General features: G+C 74.4%; 15 protein-coding genes. 5 read left to right on the forward strand and 10 right to left on the reverse strand.

Features of this window, described 5'->3' with window-relative positions:
• Positions 1-80: 80 nt before the first annotated feature.
• Positions 81-632, reverse strand: a complete 552-nt coding sequence (locus IE313_RS16055) for an FHA domain-containing protein (protein WP_373317000.1) — start codon at positions 630-632, stop codon at positions 81-83.
• Between the two features lie 396 nt (positions 633-1,028).
• Here IE313_RS16055 and treZ point away from each other — a divergent pair, with 396 nt between their 5' ends.
• Entirely contained in the window at positions 1,029-2,798 is a 1,770-nt protein-coding gene (gene treZ / locus IE313_RS16060) for a malto-oligosyltrehalose trehalohydrolase (RefSeq protein WP_189932608.1), read from the forward strand.
• 151 nt (positions 2,799-2,949) lie between these two features.
• Complete coding sequence (locus IE313_RS16065; protein ID WP_189932714.1) at positions 2,950-3,969, forward strand: aldo/keto reductase; 1,020 nt, start codon at positions 2,950-2,952, stop codon at positions 3,967-3,969.
• Positions 3,970-4,105: 136 nt separating this feature from the next.
• On the opposite strand, the gene IE313_RS16070 is transcribed toward IE313_RS16065, so the two are convergent.
• Positions 4,106-5,251: an aminopeptidase P family protein gene (locus IE313_RS16070; protein WP_189932610.1), complete on the reverse strand. Its 1,146-nt coding sequence runs from the start codon at positions 5,249-5,251 to the stop codon at positions 4,106-4,108.
• A gap of 360 nt (positions 5,252-5,611) precedes the next feature.
• On the opposite strand from IE313_RS16070, the gene IE313_RS16075 reads away from it, so the two are divergent.
• Positions 5,612-6,064 carry a VOC family protein gene (locus IE313_RS16075; protein ID WP_189932612.1) on the forward strand — a complete coding sequence of 151 codons (453 nt, stop codon included), beginning with the start codon at positions 5,612-5,614 and terminating at the stop codon, positions 6,062-6,064.
• 79 nt (positions 6,065-6,143) lie between these two features.
• On the opposite strand, the gene IE313_RS16080 is transcribed toward IE313_RS16075, so the two are convergent.
• Together IE313_RS16080 and cyc2 are read right to left on the reverse strand one after the other, a co-directional pair.
• A complete protein-coding gene (locus IE313_RS16080) occupies positions 6,144-6,767 on the reverse strand; it encodes a LysE family translocator (protein WP_189932614.1) in 624 nt (207 codons plus the stop codon).
• 236 nt (positions 6,768-7,003) lie between these two features.
• On the reverse strand, positions 7,004-9,184 hold the full coding sequence (cyc2, locus tag IE313_RS16085) for a germacradienol/geosmin synthase Cyc2 (protein ID WP_189932616.1): 2,181 nt from the start codon (positions 9,182-9,184) through the stop codon (positions 7,004-7,006).
• Between the two features lie 650 nt (positions 9,185-9,834).
• Between cyc2 and IE313_RS16090 the strand changes: the two genes are divergently transcribed.
• A complete protein-coding gene (locus tag IE313_RS16090; RefSeq protein WP_189932618.1) occupies positions 9,835-11,457 on the forward strand; it encodes a phytoene desaturase family protein in 1,623 nt (540 codons plus the stop codon).
• A 95-nt stretch (positions 11,458-11,552) separates the two neighbouring features.
• On the opposite strand, the gene IE313_RS16095 is transcribed toward IE313_RS16090, so the two are convergent.
• The 5 genes from IE313_RS16095 to IE313_RS16110 form a co-directional block, all read right to left on the reverse strand.
• On the reverse strand, positions 11,553-13,328 hold the full coding sequence (locus IE313_RS16095) for an MOSC and FAD-binding oxidoreductase domain-containing protein (protein WP_189932620.1): 1,776 nt from the start codon (positions 13,326-13,328) through the stop codon (positions 11,553-11,555).
• A gap of 119 nt (positions 13,329-13,447) precedes the next feature.
• Positions 13,448-13,573, reverse strand: a complete 126-nt coding sequence (locus IE313_RS36005) for a hypothetical protein (RefSeq protein WP_268256709.1) — start codon at positions 13,571-13,573, stop codon at positions 13,448-13,450.
• Positions 13,574-13,836: 263 nt separating this feature from the next.
• On the reverse strand, positions 13,837-15,450 hold the full coding sequence (locus tag IE313_RS16100; RefSeq protein ID WP_189932622.1) for an NHL repeat-containing protein: 1,614 nt from the start codon (positions 15,448-15,450) through the stop codon (positions 13,837-13,839).
• A 99-nt stretch (positions 15,451-15,549) separates the two neighbouring features.
• Complete coding sequence (locus IE313_RS16105; RefSeq protein ID WP_189932624.1) at positions 15,550-17,361, reverse strand: flavin-containing monooxygenase; 1,812 nt, start codon at positions 17,359-17,361, stop codon at positions 15,550-15,552.
• 189 nt (positions 17,362-17,550) lie between these two features.
• The gene (locus IE313_RS16110) at positions 17,551-18,315 is read right to left on the reverse strand and encodes an SDR family NAD(P)-dependent oxidoreductase (RefSeq protein ID WP_189932626.1); all 765 of its coding nucleotides are present in this window, start codon (positions 18,313-18,315) and stop codon (positions 17,551-17,553) included.
• A gap of 259 nt (positions 18,316-18,574) precedes the next feature.
• Between IE313_RS16110 and IE313_RS16115 the strand changes: the two genes are divergently transcribed.
• Positions 18,575-19,219, forward strand: coding sequence for a TetR/AcrR family transcriptional regulator (locus IE313_RS16115; RefSeq protein ID WP_189932628.1), 645 nt, complete (start codon positions 18,575-18,577; stop codon positions 19,217-19,219).
• A gap of 210 nt (positions 19,220-19,429) precedes the next feature.
• On the opposite strand, the gene IE313_RS16120 is transcribed toward IE313_RS16115, so the two are convergent.
• Complete coding sequence (locus IE313_RS16120) at positions 19,430-19,987, reverse strand: CGNR zinc finger domain-containing protein (protein WP_189932635.1); 558 nt, start codon at positions 19,985-19,987, stop codon at positions 19,430-19,432.
• Positions 19,988-20,011: the final 24 nt, after the last annotated feature.

The following is a 20,011-nucleotide window of genomic DNA, read 5'->3' on the forward strand; positions in this document are numbered from 1 at the left end:
CACCGCGGCGCCGCCACCGCACCGCGGCCGGCGCCGCCGTCACCGCAGCGCCGTAACGGCCCCGCCGCACCGCCCCGCCGTCACTGCGCCGACAGGCGGAACGCCATCTGGCCGAAGCTCACCTGGTCGCCGTCGCGGACGACGGTCGCGCCCACCACCCTGCGGCCGTTGACCACGGTGCCGTTGGTGGAGCCCAGGTCCCGCAGCACCCACAGACCGTTCTGCCGGCTCAGCTCGGCGTGCATCAGGGAGACCGTCTCGTGGCTGAGCCGCAGGCCGTTCCTGGGGTCGCGGCCTATGAGCAGCGGCTGGGCCGCGGACGGCGCGGGCAGCAGCAACTTCGGCAACCGCTCGGCCTGCCAGGCGCTGCGCAGCCGCATGGTGAAGCCGGACAGGGCGCCCACGGAGCCGAAGACCATGCGGGACCAGCGGCCCTCGGTCCGCAGATCGGCGGTGAGCGCGGCGAGTTCGGCGGCGTCACGCGCGGCGAGGGCGCGCTCCATGCGCATCAGGAAGGTGTCGTGGGAGAGCTTTCCCTGGGCGGCGCCTTCTCTGAGGATCAGCAGTGTCTTCTCGCGCTCGGCGTCGGACATCCGTGCGGGGGTCAGAGGGGGTTCGGAGGGCGACGTCACGAAGCTGATTGTCGGTCAGCCCGTCCGGGGTGTCCAGAAGCCGCGGGAACGGCAGCTCACCGCCTTCGCACCGCACTGACCTGGGCGGACGAGGAGGGATGCGACTGGTGCCCGGAAACCGGTGCGCACCTGGGACGGCCCCGTGACCTCCCGATGACACCCGTCGGCGCCCGCGCCTATCGATGTCCCCCCGTAGGGGGATTTCAGGTGAATCGACCGCGCCGGTCCCTCACGGGCCCGCACCATGGACGTCAGGGCCCACCCGGCGCCGCTGAGGCCGCACGCACCGCACCACCGCACCGTGCGGCCGTCGCGGCGCCGACCGCGGCAGGGCCGTACCCGCGGGCAGCCGGCCGTGCCGCGGCGGCCGTGCCCGCCCGACGAGGGGATGCACCCGTGGAGTTCGAGGTCTGGGCACCCGCGGCGGAACGCGCCGTCCTCCATCTGGCGGACGGCACGCGCGCGATGGAGCGCGCCGCGGGACGCCCGGGGTGGTGGACGGCCGAGGCCGACGCGGCCGACGGGACACGGTACGGCTTCTGCCTGGACGAGGGCCCCGTTCGGCCCGATCCGCGCTCCGGGCGCCAGCCCGACGGGCCCGACGGCCTCAGTGCCGTCGTCGATCACGAGCGGTACGCGTGGCGGGTGCCGTGGGCGGGGCGCGGCCTGCCCGGCGCGGTGCTGTACGAGCTCCACGTGGGCACGTACACCCGCGAGGGCACCCTGGACGCGGCGGCCGACCGCCTCGGGCACCTCGCGGACCTCGGCGTCAGCCATGTGGAGCTGATGCCGCTGTGCCCGTTCCCGGGGCGGCACGGCTGGGGGTACGACGGCGTCGCCCCGTGGGCCGTGCACGAACCGTACGGCGGCCCCGAGGCCCTGAAGCGCTTCGTCGACACGGCGCACGGCCACGGTCTGGGGGTCGTCCTCGATGTCGTGCACAACCACCTCGGCCCCTCGGGCAACCACCTCCCCTCCTTCGGCCCCTACTTCACCGAGGCCCACCGCACCCCGTGGGGCGCGGCCGTCAACCTGGACGCACCGGGCTCCGACGAGGTCCGCGCGTACCTCGTCGGCAGCGCACTGGCCTGGCTGCGCGACTACCGGCTCGACGGGCTCCGGCTGGACGCCGTGCACGCACTGTGCGACACGCGCGCGTACGGGTTCCTGGAGGAGCTGTCCACGGCGGTGGACGGCCTGGCCGTGGAAACCGGCAGACCGCTGTTCCTGATCGCCGAGTCCGACCTGAACGACCCGCGCCTCATCACCGCACGCGCGCACGGCGGCCTCGGCGTGCACGCGCAGTGGAACGACGACTTCCACCACGCCCTGCACTGCGCGCTCACCGGCGAGGCGCAGGGCTACTACGCCGATTTCGCAGGGGCGCCCCTGGCCGCGCTCGCCAAGACCCTGACGCACGGCTTCTTCCACGACGGCACCTACGCGGGCTTCCGGGGGCGGCGGCACGGCAGGCCGCTGGACCGTACCCTGCTGGCCGCCCACCAACTGCTCGGCTACGCACAGAACCACGACCAGATCGGCAACCGCGCGGCGGGCGACCGGCTCGCCGCGTCAGTACCCCCCGGGCTGCTCGCCTGCGCCGCGGCGCTCACCCTGACCGCGCCGTTCACGCCGATGCTGTTCATGGGCGAGGAGTGGGGCGCGACGACACCCTGGCAGTACTTCACCGACCACACGGACCCGCTGATCGCCGAGGCGGTGCGCAAGGGCAGGCGGCGGGAGTTCGCCGCGCACGGCTGGGCGGGCGAGGAGGGCCCGGCCGCCGTACCCGATCCCCAGGACCCGGCCACTCGGGACCGCTCCTGCCTCGACTGGTCGCAGCCCCGCGAGGAACCGCACGCACGCGTGCTCGCCTGGCACCGCGAACTCATCGCGCTGCGCGCCGCCCGCACCGACCTCCTGGACCCCGACCTCGCGGCCGTCCGTGTCGCCTACGACGAGGCGGAGCGCTGGTGCGTCGTCCGGCGCGGCGACCTGGCGACCGCGGTGAACCTCGGCCCGGGCCCGGTGGACGTCCCCGTGGGCCGCGGGGCCCGTGCCGTGCTCGCGGCCTGGCGGCCCGAGGAGACCCGGCCACCCGGTGCGGACGGCCTGCTGCGGCTGCCTGCCGAGTCGGCGGCGGTGCTGGCGGCCGTCCAGGCGTGACGGGAGGACTCCGCCGTCCCGGGAGCACGACCGCGGTCGGCGCAGACCGACGGCGCCCACGGCGGTTCCCCCTTCCCGTGCCCCGGACTACTGACGTTTCGCAGGTCAGCGCGGAACCGGTTGCGGCGGGTGGAAGAAGAGCGGCATGAGCATGGAGCAGCGGTACCTCGGGCGCACCGGACTGCGGGTCAGCGAGCTGTGCATGGGCACGATGACGTTCGGCGGCGCCGCCGACGAGGCGACGTCCCACCGGTTGCTGGACGCCTTCGCGGCGGCCGGCGGCACCTTCGTCGACACGGCCGACGTCTACGGGCACGGGGCGGCGGAGGAGATCCTGGGACGCTGGCTGAGGGGGCGCAGGCGGGAGGACCTGGTCATCGCCACCAAGGTCTTCGGCGCCATGGGCCGGTCGCCGAACGCCGGTGGCCTGACGCGCAAGCACATCCTGTCCGCGGTGGAGGCGAGCCTGCGCCGCCTCGGTACGGAGTACATCGACCTCTACCAGACGCACGTCTGGGACGCGACCACTCCCGTGGAGGAGACCCTGTCCACCCTGGACACCCTGGTCAGGGCGGGCAAGGTGCGCTACCTGGGGGCGAGCAACCTGTCGGCCGCCCAGTTGCAGAAGGCGCTGTGCACGGCACGGGAGCACGGCTGGGAGCCGTACTCCTGCCTCCAGCCCCTCTACAACCTCCTCGCGCGCTCCGCCGAATGGGAGTTGCTGCCGCTCAGCGTCGCCGAGGGCGTCGGCGTCATCCCGTGGAGCCCGTTGCAGGGCGGCTGGCTGAGCGGCAAGTACCGGCGCGGTATGGTCTCGGCCCCGGTCGGTTCCCGCGAGGCCGCCCACCAGCGGGACCAGGGCCGCGAGACCTGGCGGGCGCGGGACACCGAGGAGACCTGGCGGGCCGTGGACGCGGTGCTCGCGGTGGCCGAGGAGTCCGGCCGCAGCCCGGCCCAGATCGCGCTGCGCTGGCTGCTGCGGCAGCCCGGCGTGACGGCGCCGATCATCGGCGCACGGTCCGTGGAGCAGCTCGCGGACAATCTCGGTGCGGTCGGCTGGGACCTGACGGAGGTCCAGGCACGGCGGCTGACGGAGGCGAGCGACCGGCCGCTGCCGTATCCGTACGACGTCCTGCGCCGCTTCCGGGACCGCGAGCCCCGCGAGGACTGAGCCCCGCGCCGGCGGTGCGCGGCACCGGCGCGACCGGGCCGCCGGTGCCGCACCGCCGGTGCGGACACCGCGGCTCCCGCCGCAGCACGCAGGCTCCGGCGCCCGGTCCGCGCGCCGGACGGCGCGGGCCCGCGGCTCAGTGCACGACGGCCATCTCCCGCGACGTGGTGTTGAGGCGCCGGACACCGTCGTCGGTGACGGTCACGATGTCCTCGATGCGCACTCCGAACCGGCCGGGCAGGTAGATGCCGGGTTCCACCGAGAAGCACATGCCGGGCACCAGTTGCTGCCGCTCCCCCTCGACCATGTACGGCGGCTCGTGGGTGGTGACGCCGATGCCGTGCCCGGTGCGGTGGATGAAGCGGGGGCCGTAACCGGCCTCGGTGATCGTCTCCCGGGCCGCCCGGTCGATGTCCTGGCAGGCGGCACCGGGGCGTACGGCCCGTACGGCGCGCTCCTGTGCCTCGCGCACCACGTCGTGCACCCGCCGCTCCTCGGCGGTGGGCTCGCCGACGTGCACGGTCCGGGAGGTGTCGGAGCCGTAGCCGTGCACGAGGCCGCCGAAGTCCAGCACGACCGTGTCACCGGCGGCGATGACCCGCTCGCCCGCCTCGTGGTGCGGATCCGCGCCGTTGGGGCCGGAGCCGACCACGGTGAAGTCGACCTGCGTATGGCCGAACCCGCGCAGCAGGCCCGCCAGGTCGGCCGCGATGTCGGTCTCCCTGCGGCCCTCGAAGCGGACGTTCCTGATCTCGTCGTAGGCGGCGTCGGCGGCCGCGCCCGCCGCTGCCATCCGGTCCAGCTCCGCGGCGTCCTTGACCGCACGGAGCATGGGCAGGGCCTCGCCGAGCGCGGTGAAACCGACGCCCGTGGGCGCCGTGCGCCCGAGGCCCAGCAGGTGGACGGCCCAGGTGCTGTCGCTGACGGCGTAGCGGCCGCCGGCGTCCAGCAGCGGTGCGGTCGCGGCGTACGGGTCCTGGCCGTCGGTCCAGTCACGCAGGGTGAGTGCGGGTGCGCCGGGAGCGTGTGCGGCGTCGCCCGCCTCCAGGGTGGGCACCACGAGCACCGGGTCGCGGCCGGCGGCGAGCACGAGCAGGGTGAGCCGCTCGGTGTCCGCGGTGGGCTTGTAGCCGGTGAGCCAGGAGAGGTCGGGGCCCGGTGCGACCAGGAGCCCGGCGAGGCCGGCGGCGTCGGCGGCCCGCACGGCGCGCGCCATCCGGGCGCGGTAGTCGTCGGTGGTGAACGCGGCCGGGGCCGTGGGACTCGCGGGTGTGCCGGTCATGGGTCCTCCAGGGTCAAGGAGTCGGGGAGCTGCCGTCAGGCGCCGGACGGGGTCCGCGTCCGGTCGCCGGCACCGGTCGCCGGTGCCGGGGCCGCGCGCGGGAGCCGCAAGCGGCGCGCCGGATGCCTCGGGGGCATCCTGCCGTGCGGACGGCCGGACCGCCGCCCGATCGGCGTAGGCCCCGCGCGGGACGCCGCCCGGTACGGCCCGTGATCGACTTTCGCCGCCCCCGGTTCTCGCCCACCATGGCGGTGCGCCCCGAACACGCCGGCGTGCCGTCCGCAGCGGTGCCCGACCACCCGCTCGGGGCTCCCCGGGCACCCGCCGCCCCAGCGGAGCGGGCGCGGATGGGAGACCGACATGCGTCGTGAGGATCTGCCGGCCCCGGAGGCCGGAATACTGCTCACCCACTTCCTGACGGTGTCCGACGTGGCCCGCTCCCGGGCGTTCTACGCGGACGTGCTGGGCGGCGAGGTGGTGCTCGACGAGAACCCGTGCATCGTCAGGCTCGCCAACGGCTGGATCATCATGAACCCCGGCGGTGGCCCCACCCCCGACAAGCCGGACGTCACCCTGCGCCCGCCCGGCGACCCGCAGACGGTGTCGGGCTTCCTCAACATCCGGGTGGCGGACATCGGGGCCTGCCACCGGGAGTGGAGCGCCAGGGGCGCCGAGTTCCTCACCCCGCCGCTCGACCGCAGGGCCGAACTCCGCTGCTACCTGCGCGACCCCGACGGATACCTGATCGAGGTGGGACAGGCCACCGGCATGCTGGAGGGTGTCTTCGCCGACCCGCCGGCGGGCACCCGCTGACCTGCTCCTCATCGGGCACCCGCTGACCGGCTCGTCATCGGGCGGGCGCCGGCCGTGGTTCGCCTCCGCATCCGCCGGGTCAGCCCTCCAGGGCGAGCCGGGCGCCCAGCAGCAGCAGGATGCCTCCGGAGACCTGTTCGAGCCGCCGGCGCACGCCGGCGCGGGACAGCACCGTCCTGATCCGGCCGACGAACCAGACGTACAGGCCGTAGTAGCCGACCTCGAAGACCGCCCACAGCGCGGCGAGGCCGACCATCGCGGGCAGATGCGGGGCGCCGGGCGGCACGAACTGCGGCAGGAACGACATCGCGAAGATCGCGGCCTTGGGGTTGGCCAGGTTCAGCAGCAGACCGTGCCGGTAGGAGGCCGGTCCTGACTTGGCCCGCTCCCCGCCCGCCGCGTCGATGCCCGCGGCCGCCGGGCGCCGGGCGTGCCACAGCGTCTGCACGCCGAAGCCGACCAGGACCACGGCGCCGACGACGCGCATGACGCCGTAGGCGAGTTCGGAGGCGGCGAGCAGCGCGGTCAGCCCGAAGGCGGCGACCAGTCCCCAGGTGAGCACTCCCGTCTCGTTGCCCAGCACGGTCATGAACCCCGACCGCCTGCTCCGCAGCGAGTGCTTGATGATCAGCACGGTGCTCGGGCCCGGCGAGGCGGCGACCAGGAGGCAGGCTCCGAGGAACGCGGCGAGGGTGCTCGGCATGCGGTCATCCTGGCCCGGGCGCACGGCGGCGGCCACTGCTTTTCCGCGCGCGCCCGGCGGGGCACCGCCCCTCGGCCAGGTGCGCCCCGGGCCCCCGCGCCGCACCCTGCGCTCGGCCCACCACCCGCACCGGCCCCCGGCCCAAGGTCCCCGCTCGGCCCCTCGACGGACGGGCCCGGGGCCCGGCGCGTCCCCGGCGGCCGAGCGGGGCGGCGGGGCAGGCCGCGGCCCGCGGCTCAGGACACCGCGGAACGGGGGATGCGCAGGGCCGGCGCGGGGTCGGCCGGGACGGGTCGCAGCGGCGTGGTCAGGCGCCGCGCGAGGTCGGCCTCCGTGTATCTGCGGCACCCCAGGTGCCAGTTGAGGATCCCGGCCATCCAGTTCTCCAGCTCCTTCACATAGCCGTCCAGCGCGGCCCGGGCCTCGTCCGTCAGGCCGAAGTCCTCGTAGAGCACGGGGAACTCATGGGCGGTGACGTGCTGGAACTGCCGCATGCGCTGCACCATCAGGTCGGCCACGACGGCGCGTGCGTCCGCCTGGTCGCAGCCGAAGAAGTTCTGCACGACGACGACCGCGTTGTGGATCTCGCCCTCGTACTCGACCTCCTTGCGGTAGGAGACGATGTCGTTGAGGAGGCAGGCGTAGTCGGCCGCCGCGTTCTCCAGGGAGCGGACCGGGCCGCTGCGGTAGATCTCGGCCGGGACGGCCGGGCCGTGGCCGAGGCGGCACAGGCTCATGGTGAGGTCGGAGCCGAAGGTGGCGCGGCGCATCTCGATGTAGTCCACGGGGTCGGGGACGCGGTGCTGGGCCTGGTTGGACAGCTCCCAGAGCCAGGACTCGGTCATCACCTCGATCGCGGCGCGCAGGGTGCGGCGCTGGTCGGGCGCCATCTCGGCCGTGGTCCACGCCCACAGGTCGGCCAGGCCGCGTTCCAGGGCGTTCGCGGGGGGCGGGATCTCCTCGGCGTCGACGGGCATGCACGCCGACAGGCGCTCGGTGCACAGGGCCGCCCCGGCCAGGTCGCGGCGGTGTCCGAAGACCAGCGGGTAGTAGTCGTCGCCGTAGGTGCCCCAGGCCAGCCAGGCCGAGCTGAGGTCGAGCCCGTCCTCGGTGGCGTCGGGGTGGATGCCGGCGGCACACAGCGGGAGGTCGTACGCGTCGAGGCGGTAGGCGTCCCAGATGCCCTCGCTGAGGATGCCCATCCGGGTGCACCAGGTGGCCACCCGCTGCCGGGCGCCCGGCAGATGGGGGCTGAGGGTGAGGGGGAACGGCATGGCGAAGTCGGGGAGTTCCTCGGGGCCGACGCGCTGGAAGGGGACGTGGGTGTGGCGGCGCAGCCGTTCGGCGCCGAGGGCGGCCAACAGACCCGGGATGTCGGCACCGGCGGTTCCGAGGCCCTTGGGCCCGCCGAGCGGGGAGGTGCGCAGCGCGCCCTCGTTCATGTAGCGGCTGGAGCGCAGGTGCCACTCGTGGCCGCCGGACTGCCAGTCCTGGAGGCCCTTGGTGTACGCGGCGACGGCGGCCACCTCGCCGGGGGCGAGCCCCTTGAGGGCGGCCAGCGCGGGCACCTCCGTCAGCGCGGTGTGCTCGAACTGGTGCAGCCGGGAGGTGAGGACGTCGTTGACCATGTCCGCGGCCTGCTGGGTGGAGCATCCGAAGAACGTCTCCAGCACCAGCACCCCGTTGCTCAGTTCGCCCTCGTCCTCGACCTCGCGCTGGTAGGAGAAGAGGTCGTTGCGCAGGTGCACGCCGTCCGAGAAGGTCTCCATCAGCACCCGCAGCGGCCGCTCCCGCGCGACGCCCGCGGGCACCTCCGCGGTGGCGTACTCGACGAGGCCCGCGGACCAGGGGGCGCCGCCCACCTTGCGGCGCATCTCGATGTACTCGACCGGGTTGGCGATCCGGCCCTCGTTGATGTTGGAGAGTTCCCAGAGCGATTCGTTCAGGAGGTTCTCGGTGCTCAGGGCGAACCTGGACCGCCAGCCCTCCGACATGGCGGGCACCGTGCGCGCCCACAGGTCGGCGAGGCCCGCCTCCACCGGGTTGGCCGGCTCGGGGACGGCGGTCGACAGGTCCATGGGCATGAACATCGGCAGCCGGTCGAGATGGGCCCTGCCGCCCTCCCGGTCCTGGGTGCGCTTGAACATCTCCAGGAAGTGGTCGTCGAAGAAGAACACCCAGACGTACCAGTCCGTGATCAGCGACAGCGCCTGCGCGTCGCAGTCCGGGTGGGTGTAGGCACACAGCAGGGGGTAGTCGTGGGCATCGAGGTCGGCCTGGTCCCAGACGCCGGAGCCCTCCAGCATGCCCATGGAGCGCGCCCACTCACGGGTGTGCGTGCGCGCCTGTTCGACGTGCGGGTTCAGGCGGGCGGGATACGGCATGTAGAAAGGGGGCAATTGAAACGGCTGCGTCATGGCCCGGCACTACCCAGGGCCCCCGCGCCCCATCCGCAACACCGCAGATCATCGCACCATCGCGTGAACCGATGAGAGATCCGGTGACACACGGGGCCATGCCGTGCCCACAGTGGCCGGCCATGCGTCCGCGTCGGCCCTGAGCCCCACCTGGCCGCCCACGCGTCGGCCTCGTCGGCGGTGGGCACCGCGTCCAGAAGGTGCGGGAAGCGCGCCTCGAACTCGTCGCGCCGGATGACGACGCAGCAGCGCGTGCCCTCCTCGACACATCGGCCCGGAAGACGCCGATGCCCGGATCGAGCGCGGCCGTACCTGCCAGGGCCCCGCTCCTGCGGCCGACCCCGAGGCCCCGGTCCCCCGCCGCCGCGAGCGCGGCCGCCGCGGCCCTGCCCGGTGCCGGAGCCTGCTCTCGTGACGATCACCACTCGACCGGTGCAGACCCCACGCGTTCCTTCTGACACGGCCCACCCCCACTTCTCCACGGGCAGGCTCCGGGGACCCGCGCCGCGCCCTTCCCTCCCCGGGCCCGCGTCCGTCACTCCCCCGGGCGAGGGCCCGGGCGCGATCCGCTTCCGGGCGGCAGACTGGTCTGGCGCGCCGGTCCGGCGGAGTCCGCCGCTGCCCCGCAACCCGATCGCAAGGAGACGGCGATGACGGACGCCACGGACGCAGTGGTGATCGGCTCGGGCGTCAACGGCCTCGTGGCCGCCGCGGAGCTGGCCGGCGCCGGCTGGTCGGTCAGGCTGTTCGAACGCAATGAGCGGCTCGGCGGCTTCATCGCCGGCGAGGAGCGCACCCTCCCCGGGTACCTGCACGACACCTTCTCCTCGTGGCACCCCCTGTTCGTCTCCGGACCCGCGTACGGCGTCCTCGGTGACGCGCTGCGGCGGCACGGGCTGCGCTACCGCAACAGCGACGGAGCGCTCGCCGCGAGCGTCGCGGACGACGGCCGCACCGTGCTGGCGCAGCGCGACCCGGAAGCCACCGCCGCCGGTTTCGCGCACCCCGCGGACCGCGACCGCTATCTGCGGGCACTCGCCGCCTTCCAGCGGATCGCACCCGAGGTCGGGGCCCTGATGAGCACGGAGCTGCGGTCGGTGCGGGTACTTCGGCCCGCGGGCCGGCTGGTCCGGGTGCTCGGCCGTGCCGGGACGGAACGTCTGGTGCGCGACCTGCTCACCAGCGGACGCGCCTGGTGCCGGCGGGAGTTCACCGGTCCCGAGGTGGACCACCTGTGGGTCCCGTGGCTGCTGCACGCGGGGCTCTCCCCGGACCAGGCCTCGGGCGGCTTCATGGTGCCCGTGCTCGCCGCCGCCCTGCACGGATTCGGGGTGCCCGTGGTCGAGGGCGGCGCGGGCAGGTTCGTCGCCGCCTTCGGTGCGCTGCTGCGGGAGCGCGGTGTGCACATCCACACATCGGCACCGGTGGAGCGCATCCTCGTCCGGCACGGCCGGGCCACCGGCGTGGTGGTGGCCGGTGAGCGCTACGGCGCCCGCCGTGCGGTCCTGGCCTCGGTCGCGCCGCAGGCGCTGTACGGGGCGCTGCTGCCGCCCGACGCCGCGCCGAGGGCCGCCCGCGAGGTCCGCGGATTCCGTCCCGGCCGCGCCGCGGTGCAGATCCACGTGGCGCTCTCGGCACCCCTGGGGTGGCGCGACGAGCGGCTCGGCGGCCTGCCGCTCGTCCACCTCTCGGACGGCTCCGCGAGCACCGGTGTAGCCTGCGCGCAGGCCGAGGCCGGACTGCTGCCGGAGCGGCCCACGGTCGTGGTCGGCCAGCAGCACCTGCTCGACCCCTCCCGGGTCCCCAGGGGTGCGGCGGCCCTGTGGATCCAGTTGCAGGAAGCACCCTTCAGGCCCCTGGAGGACGCGGGTGGACGGTTGCCCGCGGCGGACGGCTGGACGGCCGGGCTGGCCCACGGCTACGCCCTGCGGGTCCTGGACCGCATCGCGCGGCACGCGCCGGACCTGCACGACAAGCTGCTCGCCACCGATGTCCTCACGCCCGTGGACCTCGCCGCCGCCAACCCCGGCGCGTTGGCGGGCGATCCCTACGGCGGCTCCACCGAACTGGACCAGAGCTTCCTGTGGCGTCCCGTGCCGAGCGCGGCACGCCACAGGACGGCGGTCCGCCGCCTGTGGCACATCGGGGCCTCGACCCATCCGGGCGCGGGGCTGAACGGCGGCTCGGGGCATCTGGCCGCGCAGGCCCTGCTCGCACCGGGCCGCGCCCGGGCCCTCGCCCTCTCGGGTGTGCGGGGAGCGCTCGGCCGGTAGGGGCCGGGCCGCGGGCCGGACCGTCCCGGGTCGCCGGGGCCTCCCGGGTCGCCGGGCCGTCCCGGACCGCCGGGCCGTCCCGGACCGCCGGGCCGTCACAGGTCGAGGACGACCTCGCCGCGCGGCACGGAGCAGCAGGTCAGGGCATTGCCCTCGGCAGGAGGGTCGACGGGCTCGGGAGAGTAGGCGACCTCGCCCGACAGGAGTCCGGTCTCGCAGGTGTGGCAGATGCCCGTCCGGCATGTCCAGCGCACCGGGACGTCGCAGGCCTCGGCGAGTTCCAGGAGGCTCAGGTGTTTCGGGTCCCAGTTGGCGCTCACTCCGCTGCGGGCGAACGACACGCTCGGCCCCGGGCCCGGGGGCCCCTGCGGGGGGTGCGGGGGCCCGGCGGGCTCGGTGGTCGCCGTCACCCCGGGCGTCACCGGGGGTTCGGTGCCGAACGTCTCGGTGCGGATCCGGCCGGGTTCGAGGCCGTACTCCACGAGGCCGCCCAGCATGTCGTGCAGGAAGGACGGCGGACCGCACAGGTACGCCTCCGCCTCCGTCGGCACCCCGAGTTCGGCGAACCGCGCGGCCGACAGCCGGCCCTTCGCCGCGTAGTCACGGCCCGGCCGGTCGTCGGGCAGCGGCGCGCTGTAGCAGACGTGCGCACGGGCCCGGGGCAGCCGGTCCAGCAGGGTGCGGGTCTCCTCGGCGAACGCGCGCTCCGCGCCGTTGCGTGCTCCGTGCAGCCACCACACCTCACGTGGGGAGCGCTCGGCCGCGAGGGCGTGCAGCATGGCGAGCTCGGGTGTCACGCCCACCCCGCCGGACACCAGCAGGACCGGCCCCTCGCCGGGCGCCAGCGTGAACGTGCCGCGCGGCGCGGCCACGTCCAGGAGATCTCCCTCCCGCACGTGCTCCAGCAGGTATCCGCTGGCGCGGCCGTGCGGCTCGTGCTTGACGGTGATGCGGTACCGCGAGGCGTCCGGTGGGCCGGAGAGTGAGTAGCTGCGGATGAGCGGCGACCGTTGCGACCCGGGGTGCAGCCGCAGCGTGAGGAACTGCCCCGGGAGCGGGACGGGCAGGGGCTGCGCCGGGTGGGCGGCCAGCGTCAGCGAGAAGATGTCGCGGCTCTCGGTGGCGATCCGGGCGACGCGCATCGGGCGGAAGCCCGGCCAGGCGGGCGGCGGTCCCTGGGCGGCCGTGTTGAGTGCCGGGTTGCCGCCCGCGGTCTCCTTGCCGGCACCGCCCTGGTCGATAAGGGTCTGCAGGGATGCCTTCCATCCCGGGCTGAGGGCGGGGATGCGCTGGACGCGCTCCAGGTCGTCCCGCTGGTGGCCCGGCAGGTACAGCAGGGCGTCGATCTCGGTGACGGTGATCGCCTCCGGCCCCTCGGAGACCTTGACGATCTCGTCGCCCGCCGTGACCCGGCCCTCCGTGATGACGCGGAAGTAGAAGCCCGGCCGGTGGTGGGCCACCAGGAGCGCGGCCATCCGGGGCTCCCCCATCCGCAGCCCCACCCGGTAGCAGGTGACCCGCGGCTGCGTCACCTCGAAGACCGCGGTGCCGATCCGGTAGCGGTCCCCGATGCACACCTCGTCGTCGGGCAGCCCCTCGACGGTGAAGTTCTCGCCGAACTGGCCGTAGCCGAAGTCGTCCCTGCCGAAGTACTCCTGCCAGTACCGGTAGGAGTCGATCTGGTAGACGAGGACGGCCCGTTGCTCGCCGCCGTGCCCCGCGAGGTCGCCCTGCCCGTCCCCGTCGATGTTGAGCCTGCGCACCGTCCGCGGCCCCTCGACCGGGTGCTTCCACACGCCGGTGCGGACCGTGCGGCCGTGCCAGGGCACGTTCCGGGGCAGGCCGACGTTCACCGACAGCAGTCTTGCCACCACCTGCTCACCTCGCCGTGAGGGTCCGCGCCGGGCCGGCGCGCCGGTGCCGTACCCCCCATCCTCGTCCGGCCCCGGGCCTTCGCAAGCGGGGGCACCGCGGGGCCCGGCCGTCCGGGTCACCGGCGCACGGTGTGCTCCACCGGCGCGCCGACGGTGCGGGCGAACTTTCCGGCGCCGGGTGCGTCCGACAGGCCGGAGCCCAGGTGGTCGGGGGCGATGGCACGGTGGCGTCCGGCCGGCACCGGGACACGGGAACACATGGCCGAAGCTGCATCCGGGCGCCACGGGCCGCCTCGTCCCGGAGTGCCGTGCGGCGGCGCTCCCGCACACCGCCGAGGTGTTCCGCCGGACCGCACAGGCGTACCGCCCCGCGGCCGCGGAGGGCGAGGGGGACGGCGCGGCCCCCCGCTGACCGCGGGGGCGGCCGCCGTCTGCGCCGGGCGGTGCGGGGGACGGCCGGGAGCACCGGCGCGGAGCGGACCGCAGGGGCCGCGCACCGCGTCCGTCAGTCCGCCTCGTGCCGCGGCGCCAGCCGCAGCACGGTGCCCTCCCCGTTGGCCGACAGGAGCAGGGAGCCGTCGGGGGCCAGGGCGAGGCCGGCGAACGGGCGGGGGCGGTGCGGGACGCCGGGCACCGGATCCGGTTCGGTGCGGGTGGTGCCGGGCGGCAGGCCGACCGGCAGGTCGCGGGCCTCGGTGCCGACGGCTCCGGTGGTGAGCGACACCGAGGTGAGGCGCCGGTGGGCGGTCTCGACCGTGAACAGTTCGTCGCCCACCGCGACGAGGCCCTGCGGTGCGCCGAGCCCGTCCGCGACGGTGGTCACGGTGCCGTCCTCCTCCAGACGCAGCACGGCGCCGCGCCGGTCGTCGCTGACGTGGCACCGGCCCTCGGTGTCGAAGGCGATGTCCACGGGGTGTTCGAGCTGGTCGGCAAGGACGGTGACGGTGTCCGCCGCGTCGATCCGCAGGACGCGGCCGGCGCCGGTCTCGGCCACCACCAGCCCGCCGTCCGGTGCGACGGCGATGCCGGTGGGATCGTCAAGGCCCCTCACCCGCACCCGGCAGGTCCCGGCGTCCGGCTCCCAGCTCCGGACCTCGCCGAGACCGGTGGTGATGTGGAGGAGCGCGCCGTCCGCCGTGATGCCGCGGGCGAAGTGCAGCAGGCCGAGGGTGTTCGCGCCGTCCTCCTGCTCCCCGTCGTGGCCGCTGGGGCTGGCCAGCCGCCAGTGGTCGGCCGCGTACACCGTGCCGCCGCGGCCGGCCGTCACGCCGAACGGGCCGTTGAACCCGCGGGGGACGAGTGCGCGGGTGCGGCCGTCGGGGTGCACCTGGGTGATGCCGCCCGCGGCGTAGCTGGAGACGAACATCCGGTTGTCCGTGTCGAACGCCGCGTTGTCCAGGCCGGCCAGGCCGCTGGTGGTGACCGTGCGCACACCGGTGGCCAGGTCGATACGGGTGACGATGCCCGCCGGGCCCCGGGAGAGGACCACGAGGACACCGCCGAGGTCGAAGCGGACGGCAACCGGGTCGTCCACCTCCTCGGCGACGAGTTCCGGCGGTCCCCCGTCCGGGGAGATCCGCCAGACCTGGTTGTCGACCATGTGCGGGTAGTACAGCAGCCCGTCCGGACCGAGCTGCATGGCGTTGCCCCAGGCGAGAGCGTCGGTCAGCACCACCGGCCGGCCGCCGTCGGGGAACAGCTCCAGCAGCCGGCCGCCGGTGCGCATCTCGTTGACGAAGAGCCGGTCGCCGACGCAGGTGATGCCGTTGGGCACCGTGACCTCGTCGGTGACCAGCGAGTACTCGCCCCACGGTGTACGCCGCCAGACCCTGCCCGGGGTGAGGTCCGCGATGTACATCGACCCGTCGGCCCCGAACGCCAGGTCGTCGGGCGTCTGCACGGGACCGTCCAGCGGCACCACCACCTCGACGTCCCCGGACGCCGGGTCCACCGCGCTGATCTGCCCGGCGAGGAACTGTGCCACGTACAGGCGGCCGTCAGGACCGAAGGTGATCCCGTTCGAGCCCCACAGCGGGTTCGGCGGGTTCAGCCTTGCCACGCGCCGGCGGCCGCTGCCCGGCCGCAGCCGGCCCGACTCGTCGTACCGGCTGGGTCGCATCCGCGCTCCTTGAGTGCTGCTGGGCTGTTCGGGACCGTGCGCCGTGCACCGGGTGCGGCGGGTCCGGCGTCCGGGGAGCCGGCATCCGCTGGACCGGCGTCACGGGACGAGGACGTCGCGCATGCCGGTCTCGGCCCGCCAGCGCCGCACCAGGTCGTAGAACCTGATCGGCCCGCCGCCGTACGACTCGCTCCGCTCCCGGGGCATGCCCTCGTTGTTGTAGTAGCTGGGGGTGCACTCGGCGAGGAACCTGCGGGTGTCCTGTGCGGTGGCGCGGATGGCTTCGACCCAGGCGGCCTCCGCCTCCGCGGTCGGCTCGACGAGGCGCGCGCCCCGCCTGCCCGCCTCGGCGACGACCTCGGCGATGTGCGTGGCCTGCTCGTCGAGGACGTGGACGTAGTTGACGGCGACGGCGTTCTGCAGCGAGCCGAGGTGGAAGAGGTTGGGGAAGCCGTGGCTGTAGAAGCCGTGCAGGGTCCTCGGCCCGTTGCGCCAGGCGTCGGCCAGGGTGCGGCCGCCCCGGCCGGTGACCGGGAGCCCGAGCCGCTCGGCCGGTGCGGCCCCGATGTCGAAGCCGGTCGCGAAGATGATGCAGTCCACCGCGTACGGGGTGCCGTCGACCACGACCGCGTCCTCGGTGATGCGCTCGACGCCCCGGCCCCGGGTGTCCACGAGCGTCACGTCGGGCCGGTTGAAGGTGTCCAGGTAGGTGTCGCTGAACGTGGGGCGCTTGCACATGTAGCGGTACCACGGTTTGAGGGCCTCGGCCGTGGCCGGGTCCTCGACGACGGCGTCCACCCGGGCGCGGATCCCGTTCATCTTCCGGAAGTCGGCCATCTCGGCCCGCAGCCACCGCTCCTCGGCGGACAGCTCGGTGTCGGCGCCCACCGGCATGAGGCTCTGCAGGAGCTGGGCGCTGGTGGTCCAGCCGTCCTGCACCAGGTCCTCCTCCGCGCCGCCGCCCGCGACGTTCGCGAGGAAGTTCTCCCTGCGCCGCCGGTGCCAGCCCGCGTCGAGGGACTCCGCCCACTCGGGGTCCGTGGGCCGGTTGCCGCGGACGTCCACCGAGGAGGGGGTGCGCTGGAAGACGTAGAGGTGCCGAGCGTCCCGGCCCAGGTGGGGGACGCACTGGATGGCGGTGGCGCCGGTGCCGATGAGGCCGACGCGTTTGTCGGCGAGCCCCGTGAGGTTCCCGCTCGCGTCGCCGCCGGTGTAGCCGTAGTCCCAGCGGCTGGTGTGGAAGGTGTGGCCCCTGAAGGACTCGATGCCCGGGATGCCCGGCAGCTTCGGCCGGCTGAACGGACCGCTGGAGACCACCACGTAGCGCGCCCTCGTCAGGTCGCCGCGATCGGTGCGCACCACCCAGGAGCCGTCGCCCTCGTCCCAGGTGAGGCCCGTGACCTCGGTGCGGAAGCAGGCGTCGCGGTAGAGGTCGAAGTGCCGTCCGATCGCCCGCGCGTGCTGCCGGATCTCCTCGCCGGGCGCGTACTTCCAGCGCGGCACGTAGCCGAGCTCTTCCAGCAGCGGCAGGTAGACGTAGGACTCGATGTCGCAGTGGATGCCCGGGTACCGGTTCCAGTACCAGGTGCCGCCGAAGTCGGCTGCCTTGTCGACGACGCGGATCTCCCGCAGTCCGGCCTGGCGCAGCCTGGCGGCCGCCAGCAGCCCGCCGAACCCGCCGCCGACGACCAGCGCCTCCACCCGGTCCGCACGGGGCTGCCGGGAGAATCCGCCTTGCGCGTAGGGGTCGTCGACGTAGTAGCCGAAGTCGCCCGTGGTGCGCTGGTACTGCCTGCTGCCCTCGGGGCGAATCCGCCGGTCGCGCTCGGCCCGGTACCGCCTGCGCAGGGCGTCGGGGTCGAACCAGGGCACCCGCGGTTCGGGGGTCGGGCGCTTGTCCCTTGGCGACACTCTCTGTCCTCTCCGGAAGGTGGGCTGGTGGCTGCGGACTTCGCGGCGGCCTTTCGGCCGGTGCCGCCCGGGACGCGGTGCGCCGTCCTTCGTCCTCTTCCTTGTCTTCCTTCTCTTTCTTCTCTTTCTTCTCTTCCTTCTCTTTCTTCGTCCTCCGTCCTTCGTCCTCCGTCCTCCGTCCTTCGTCCTTCAGACAGCGGACCAGCCGTCGTCGACGGGCAGTACGGCGCCGTTGACGTGCGCAGCCGCGTCCGAGGCCAGGAAGACGATGGCGGCGGCCTGCTCCTCGGCGGCGGCGATGCGGCCCATGTTCCCCGCATGGGCCCCGAGGACCGCCGGCCCGTGGGTGTCCGGACGGGCGTCGACGCGGATGGCGGTGGCCGTGCCGCCCGGCGCGATGGCGTTCGCCCGTATGCCGTGCGCCCGGTACATCACCGCCAGGGACCTCACCAGGCCCACGACACCGTGCTTCGACGCGGTGTAGGCGGTGCCGGCCGCGCTGCCGCGCAGTGCCGCCTCGGAGGCGGTGAAGACGAGCGCGCCGCGACCCGCGGCCAGCATGTGGGGGAGCGCGGCACGCGTCAGCAGGAAGGGCGCCGTCAGATTGACCCGCAGGACGCGGTCCCACTCTGCGTCGTCGGTCTCCGCGGCGGCCGAGAACCGGTCCATGATGCCGGCGTTGTTCACCAGCACGTGCAGGCCGCCGAACTCCGTCACGGCCGCCTCCACGACCCGATCCACCACCGGCTGCTCGCTGAGGTCGCCGACGACCGCGCGGGCCTCGCCCCCCGCGGCCCGGACCTCCTCGACGGCGCCCTCGGCTGCCTCCCGGTCCAGATCGGCCACCAGCACCCTGGCCCCTTCCCCGGCGAAGGCGAGGGCCGCGGCCCTGCCGATCCCCGAACCGCCGCCGGTGACGACGACGCTGCGGCCGTGCAGACCGGTGCTGCGCACGCAGCACTCCCTTCCTGCGGGTCCGGCGCGTACGACCGCCCGGCGCGGGACGGCGCCGCGTGCGGCACGGACAGAGTGATCGGCGGTGGAGCTGCGCTCACCCTACAGTTTTTGGCACTCACTGCCATAGTGGCGATCAGAGGCGAAAATCAGTCACGCTCACGCCGCCCGCCCGCCTGCCTGCTCGCCTGCGCGTGCGAAGGCGCTGGTTAGGGTGGGGGCACGAGAAGCGGCTCGGGACGGCGGGACGGGGACGACGGTGCAGCAGCCTGGAACACGGGCGGCGGAGCGGGCGGAGGGACCCCGCCCGTCCGGCCGGCCGCCGTTGACCGAGCGCCGCAAGGCGGAGACCCGGCTGGACATCGCGTACGAGGCGGTACGGCTGTTCGCCGAGCGCGGTGTGGCGGCGACCTCGGGCGAGGACATCGCCCGGGCCGCCGGCATCTCACCGCGCACCCTGTGGCGGTACTTCCCGTCCAAGGAGGAGTGCGTGCGCCCCCTGCTGTCCACGGGTCTGGAGACCACGGCCCGGCGGCTGCGCGAGCTGCCCGCCGACCGGCCGCTGCGGGAGGGCCTGGAGGCGGGCCTGCCCCAGGCAGGCGAAGCGGACACCACGACGGCACAGTTGCAACTGATCCGCCTGCTGCCCGGCGAACCGGGGCTGCGCGCCGTCTGGCTGAGGGTGCACCACGACGCGGAGCACGTCTTCGCGGGGATCATCGCCGCCCGAACCGGTGCCGACCCCGCCGACCTGGTACCACGGCTCAAGGCGGTCATGCTCAACGGCGCTCTGCGCGTGGCGGCGGAGGAGTGGGCCAGGCGCTCCGCCGAGGCGGACCAGGCGGCCGGCGTGGAGGGCTTCCGCCAGGCGGTGCTCCAGGCCACTGAGGCCCTTGGGTTGTGAGGCCGGTGCCGGGGCCGTGCGATCAGCAGCGGCCCAACAGCAGCCGCGAGCGACCGGCAGCGACCGGCAGCAATCAGCAGCGGCCGACAGCGACCATTCGGCGACCGGCAGCGATCAGAAGTGGCCGACAGTGATAAGCAGCAGGGTACGCACGGCGGGGGACGGGCGACGGACGGCGGGACGCGGGCTGCGGGCGGCACCACGGCCGGGTCACTGCGCCGCCGGCACCCGCGCCTGCTTCTTGCGGGCCCGGTACGCCGCCGCCTTGACCCTGTTGCCGCACGCCTCCATGCCGCACCACTGGCGGCGCATCCCCCGCGAGCGGTCGATGTACACCCGGGTGCACTCCGGATTGCCGCACTCCTTGAGGAGGGGCACGTCGGGGCCGCTGAGGAGCTCGACGGCCAGCCGCGCCACGAGCGAGAGCGCCTCCACGGCGGTGGCCTCGGTCCACCGGCCCGCGGCGGTCAACTGGGGCGTCGCGGCGGGCACCCGCGCCGCGCCGTTCACCACGGCGAGCGCCGTCTCGTCGTAGTCCTCGCCGGCCCGCCGTGCGCTGACCAGCTCGTAGATCGCCTCACGCACCGCCACCGCCTGCCGGAGGTCGAACTCCTGGCAGGCCGAGACGGCGTCGACGAGACCGGACTCCAGGTACCAGGCGACGAGCCGGTCGGGCGACGTCAGCACCTCCAGACGCGCCGTACGGCGGGCGCGCAGCGTCACCAGGAAGTCGAGTGCGGGGTTGCCGCATACAAATGCATGGTCCACGTCACCACTCTGACGAGTGACAGC

Source organism: Streptomyces sulfonofaciens (assembly GCF_014656295.1).
Lineage (GTDB): Bacteria > Actinomycetota > Actinomycetes > Streptomycetales > Streptomycetaceae > Streptomyces > Streptomyces sulfonofaciens.

Excerpts from the sequence above, each read along its gene's own strand:
- IE313_RS16100 (WP_189932622.1), bottom strand. The coding sequence starts at position 15,450 with ATGCGACCCAGCCGGTACGACGAGTCGGGCCGGCTGCGGCCGGGCAGC.
- IE313_RS16065 (WP_189932714.1), top strand. The coding sequence starts at position 2,950 with ATGGAGCAGCGGTACCTCGGGCGCACCGGACTGCGGGTCAGCGAGCTG.
- IE313_RS16080 (WP_189932614.1), bottom strand. The coding sequence starts at position 6,767 with ATGCCGAGCACCCTCGCCGCGTTCCTCGGAGCCTGCCTCCTGGTCGCC.
- cyc2 (WP_189932616.1), bottom strand. The coding sequence starts at position 9,184 with ATGACGCAGCCGTTTCAATTGCCCCCTTTCTACATGCCGTATCCCGCC.
- IE313_RS16070 (WP_189932610.1), bottom strand. The coding sequence starts at position 5,251 with ATGACCGGCACACCCGCGAGTCCCACGGCCCCGGCCGCGTTCACCACC.
- IE313_RS16090 (WP_189932618.1), top strand. The coding sequence starts at position 9,835 with ATGACGGACGCCACGGACGCAGTGGTGATCGGCTCGGGCGTCAACGGC.
- IE313_RS16075 (WP_189932612.1), top strand. The coding sequence starts at position 5,612 with ATGCGTCGTGAGGATCTGCCGGCCCCGGAGGCCGGAATACTGCTCACC.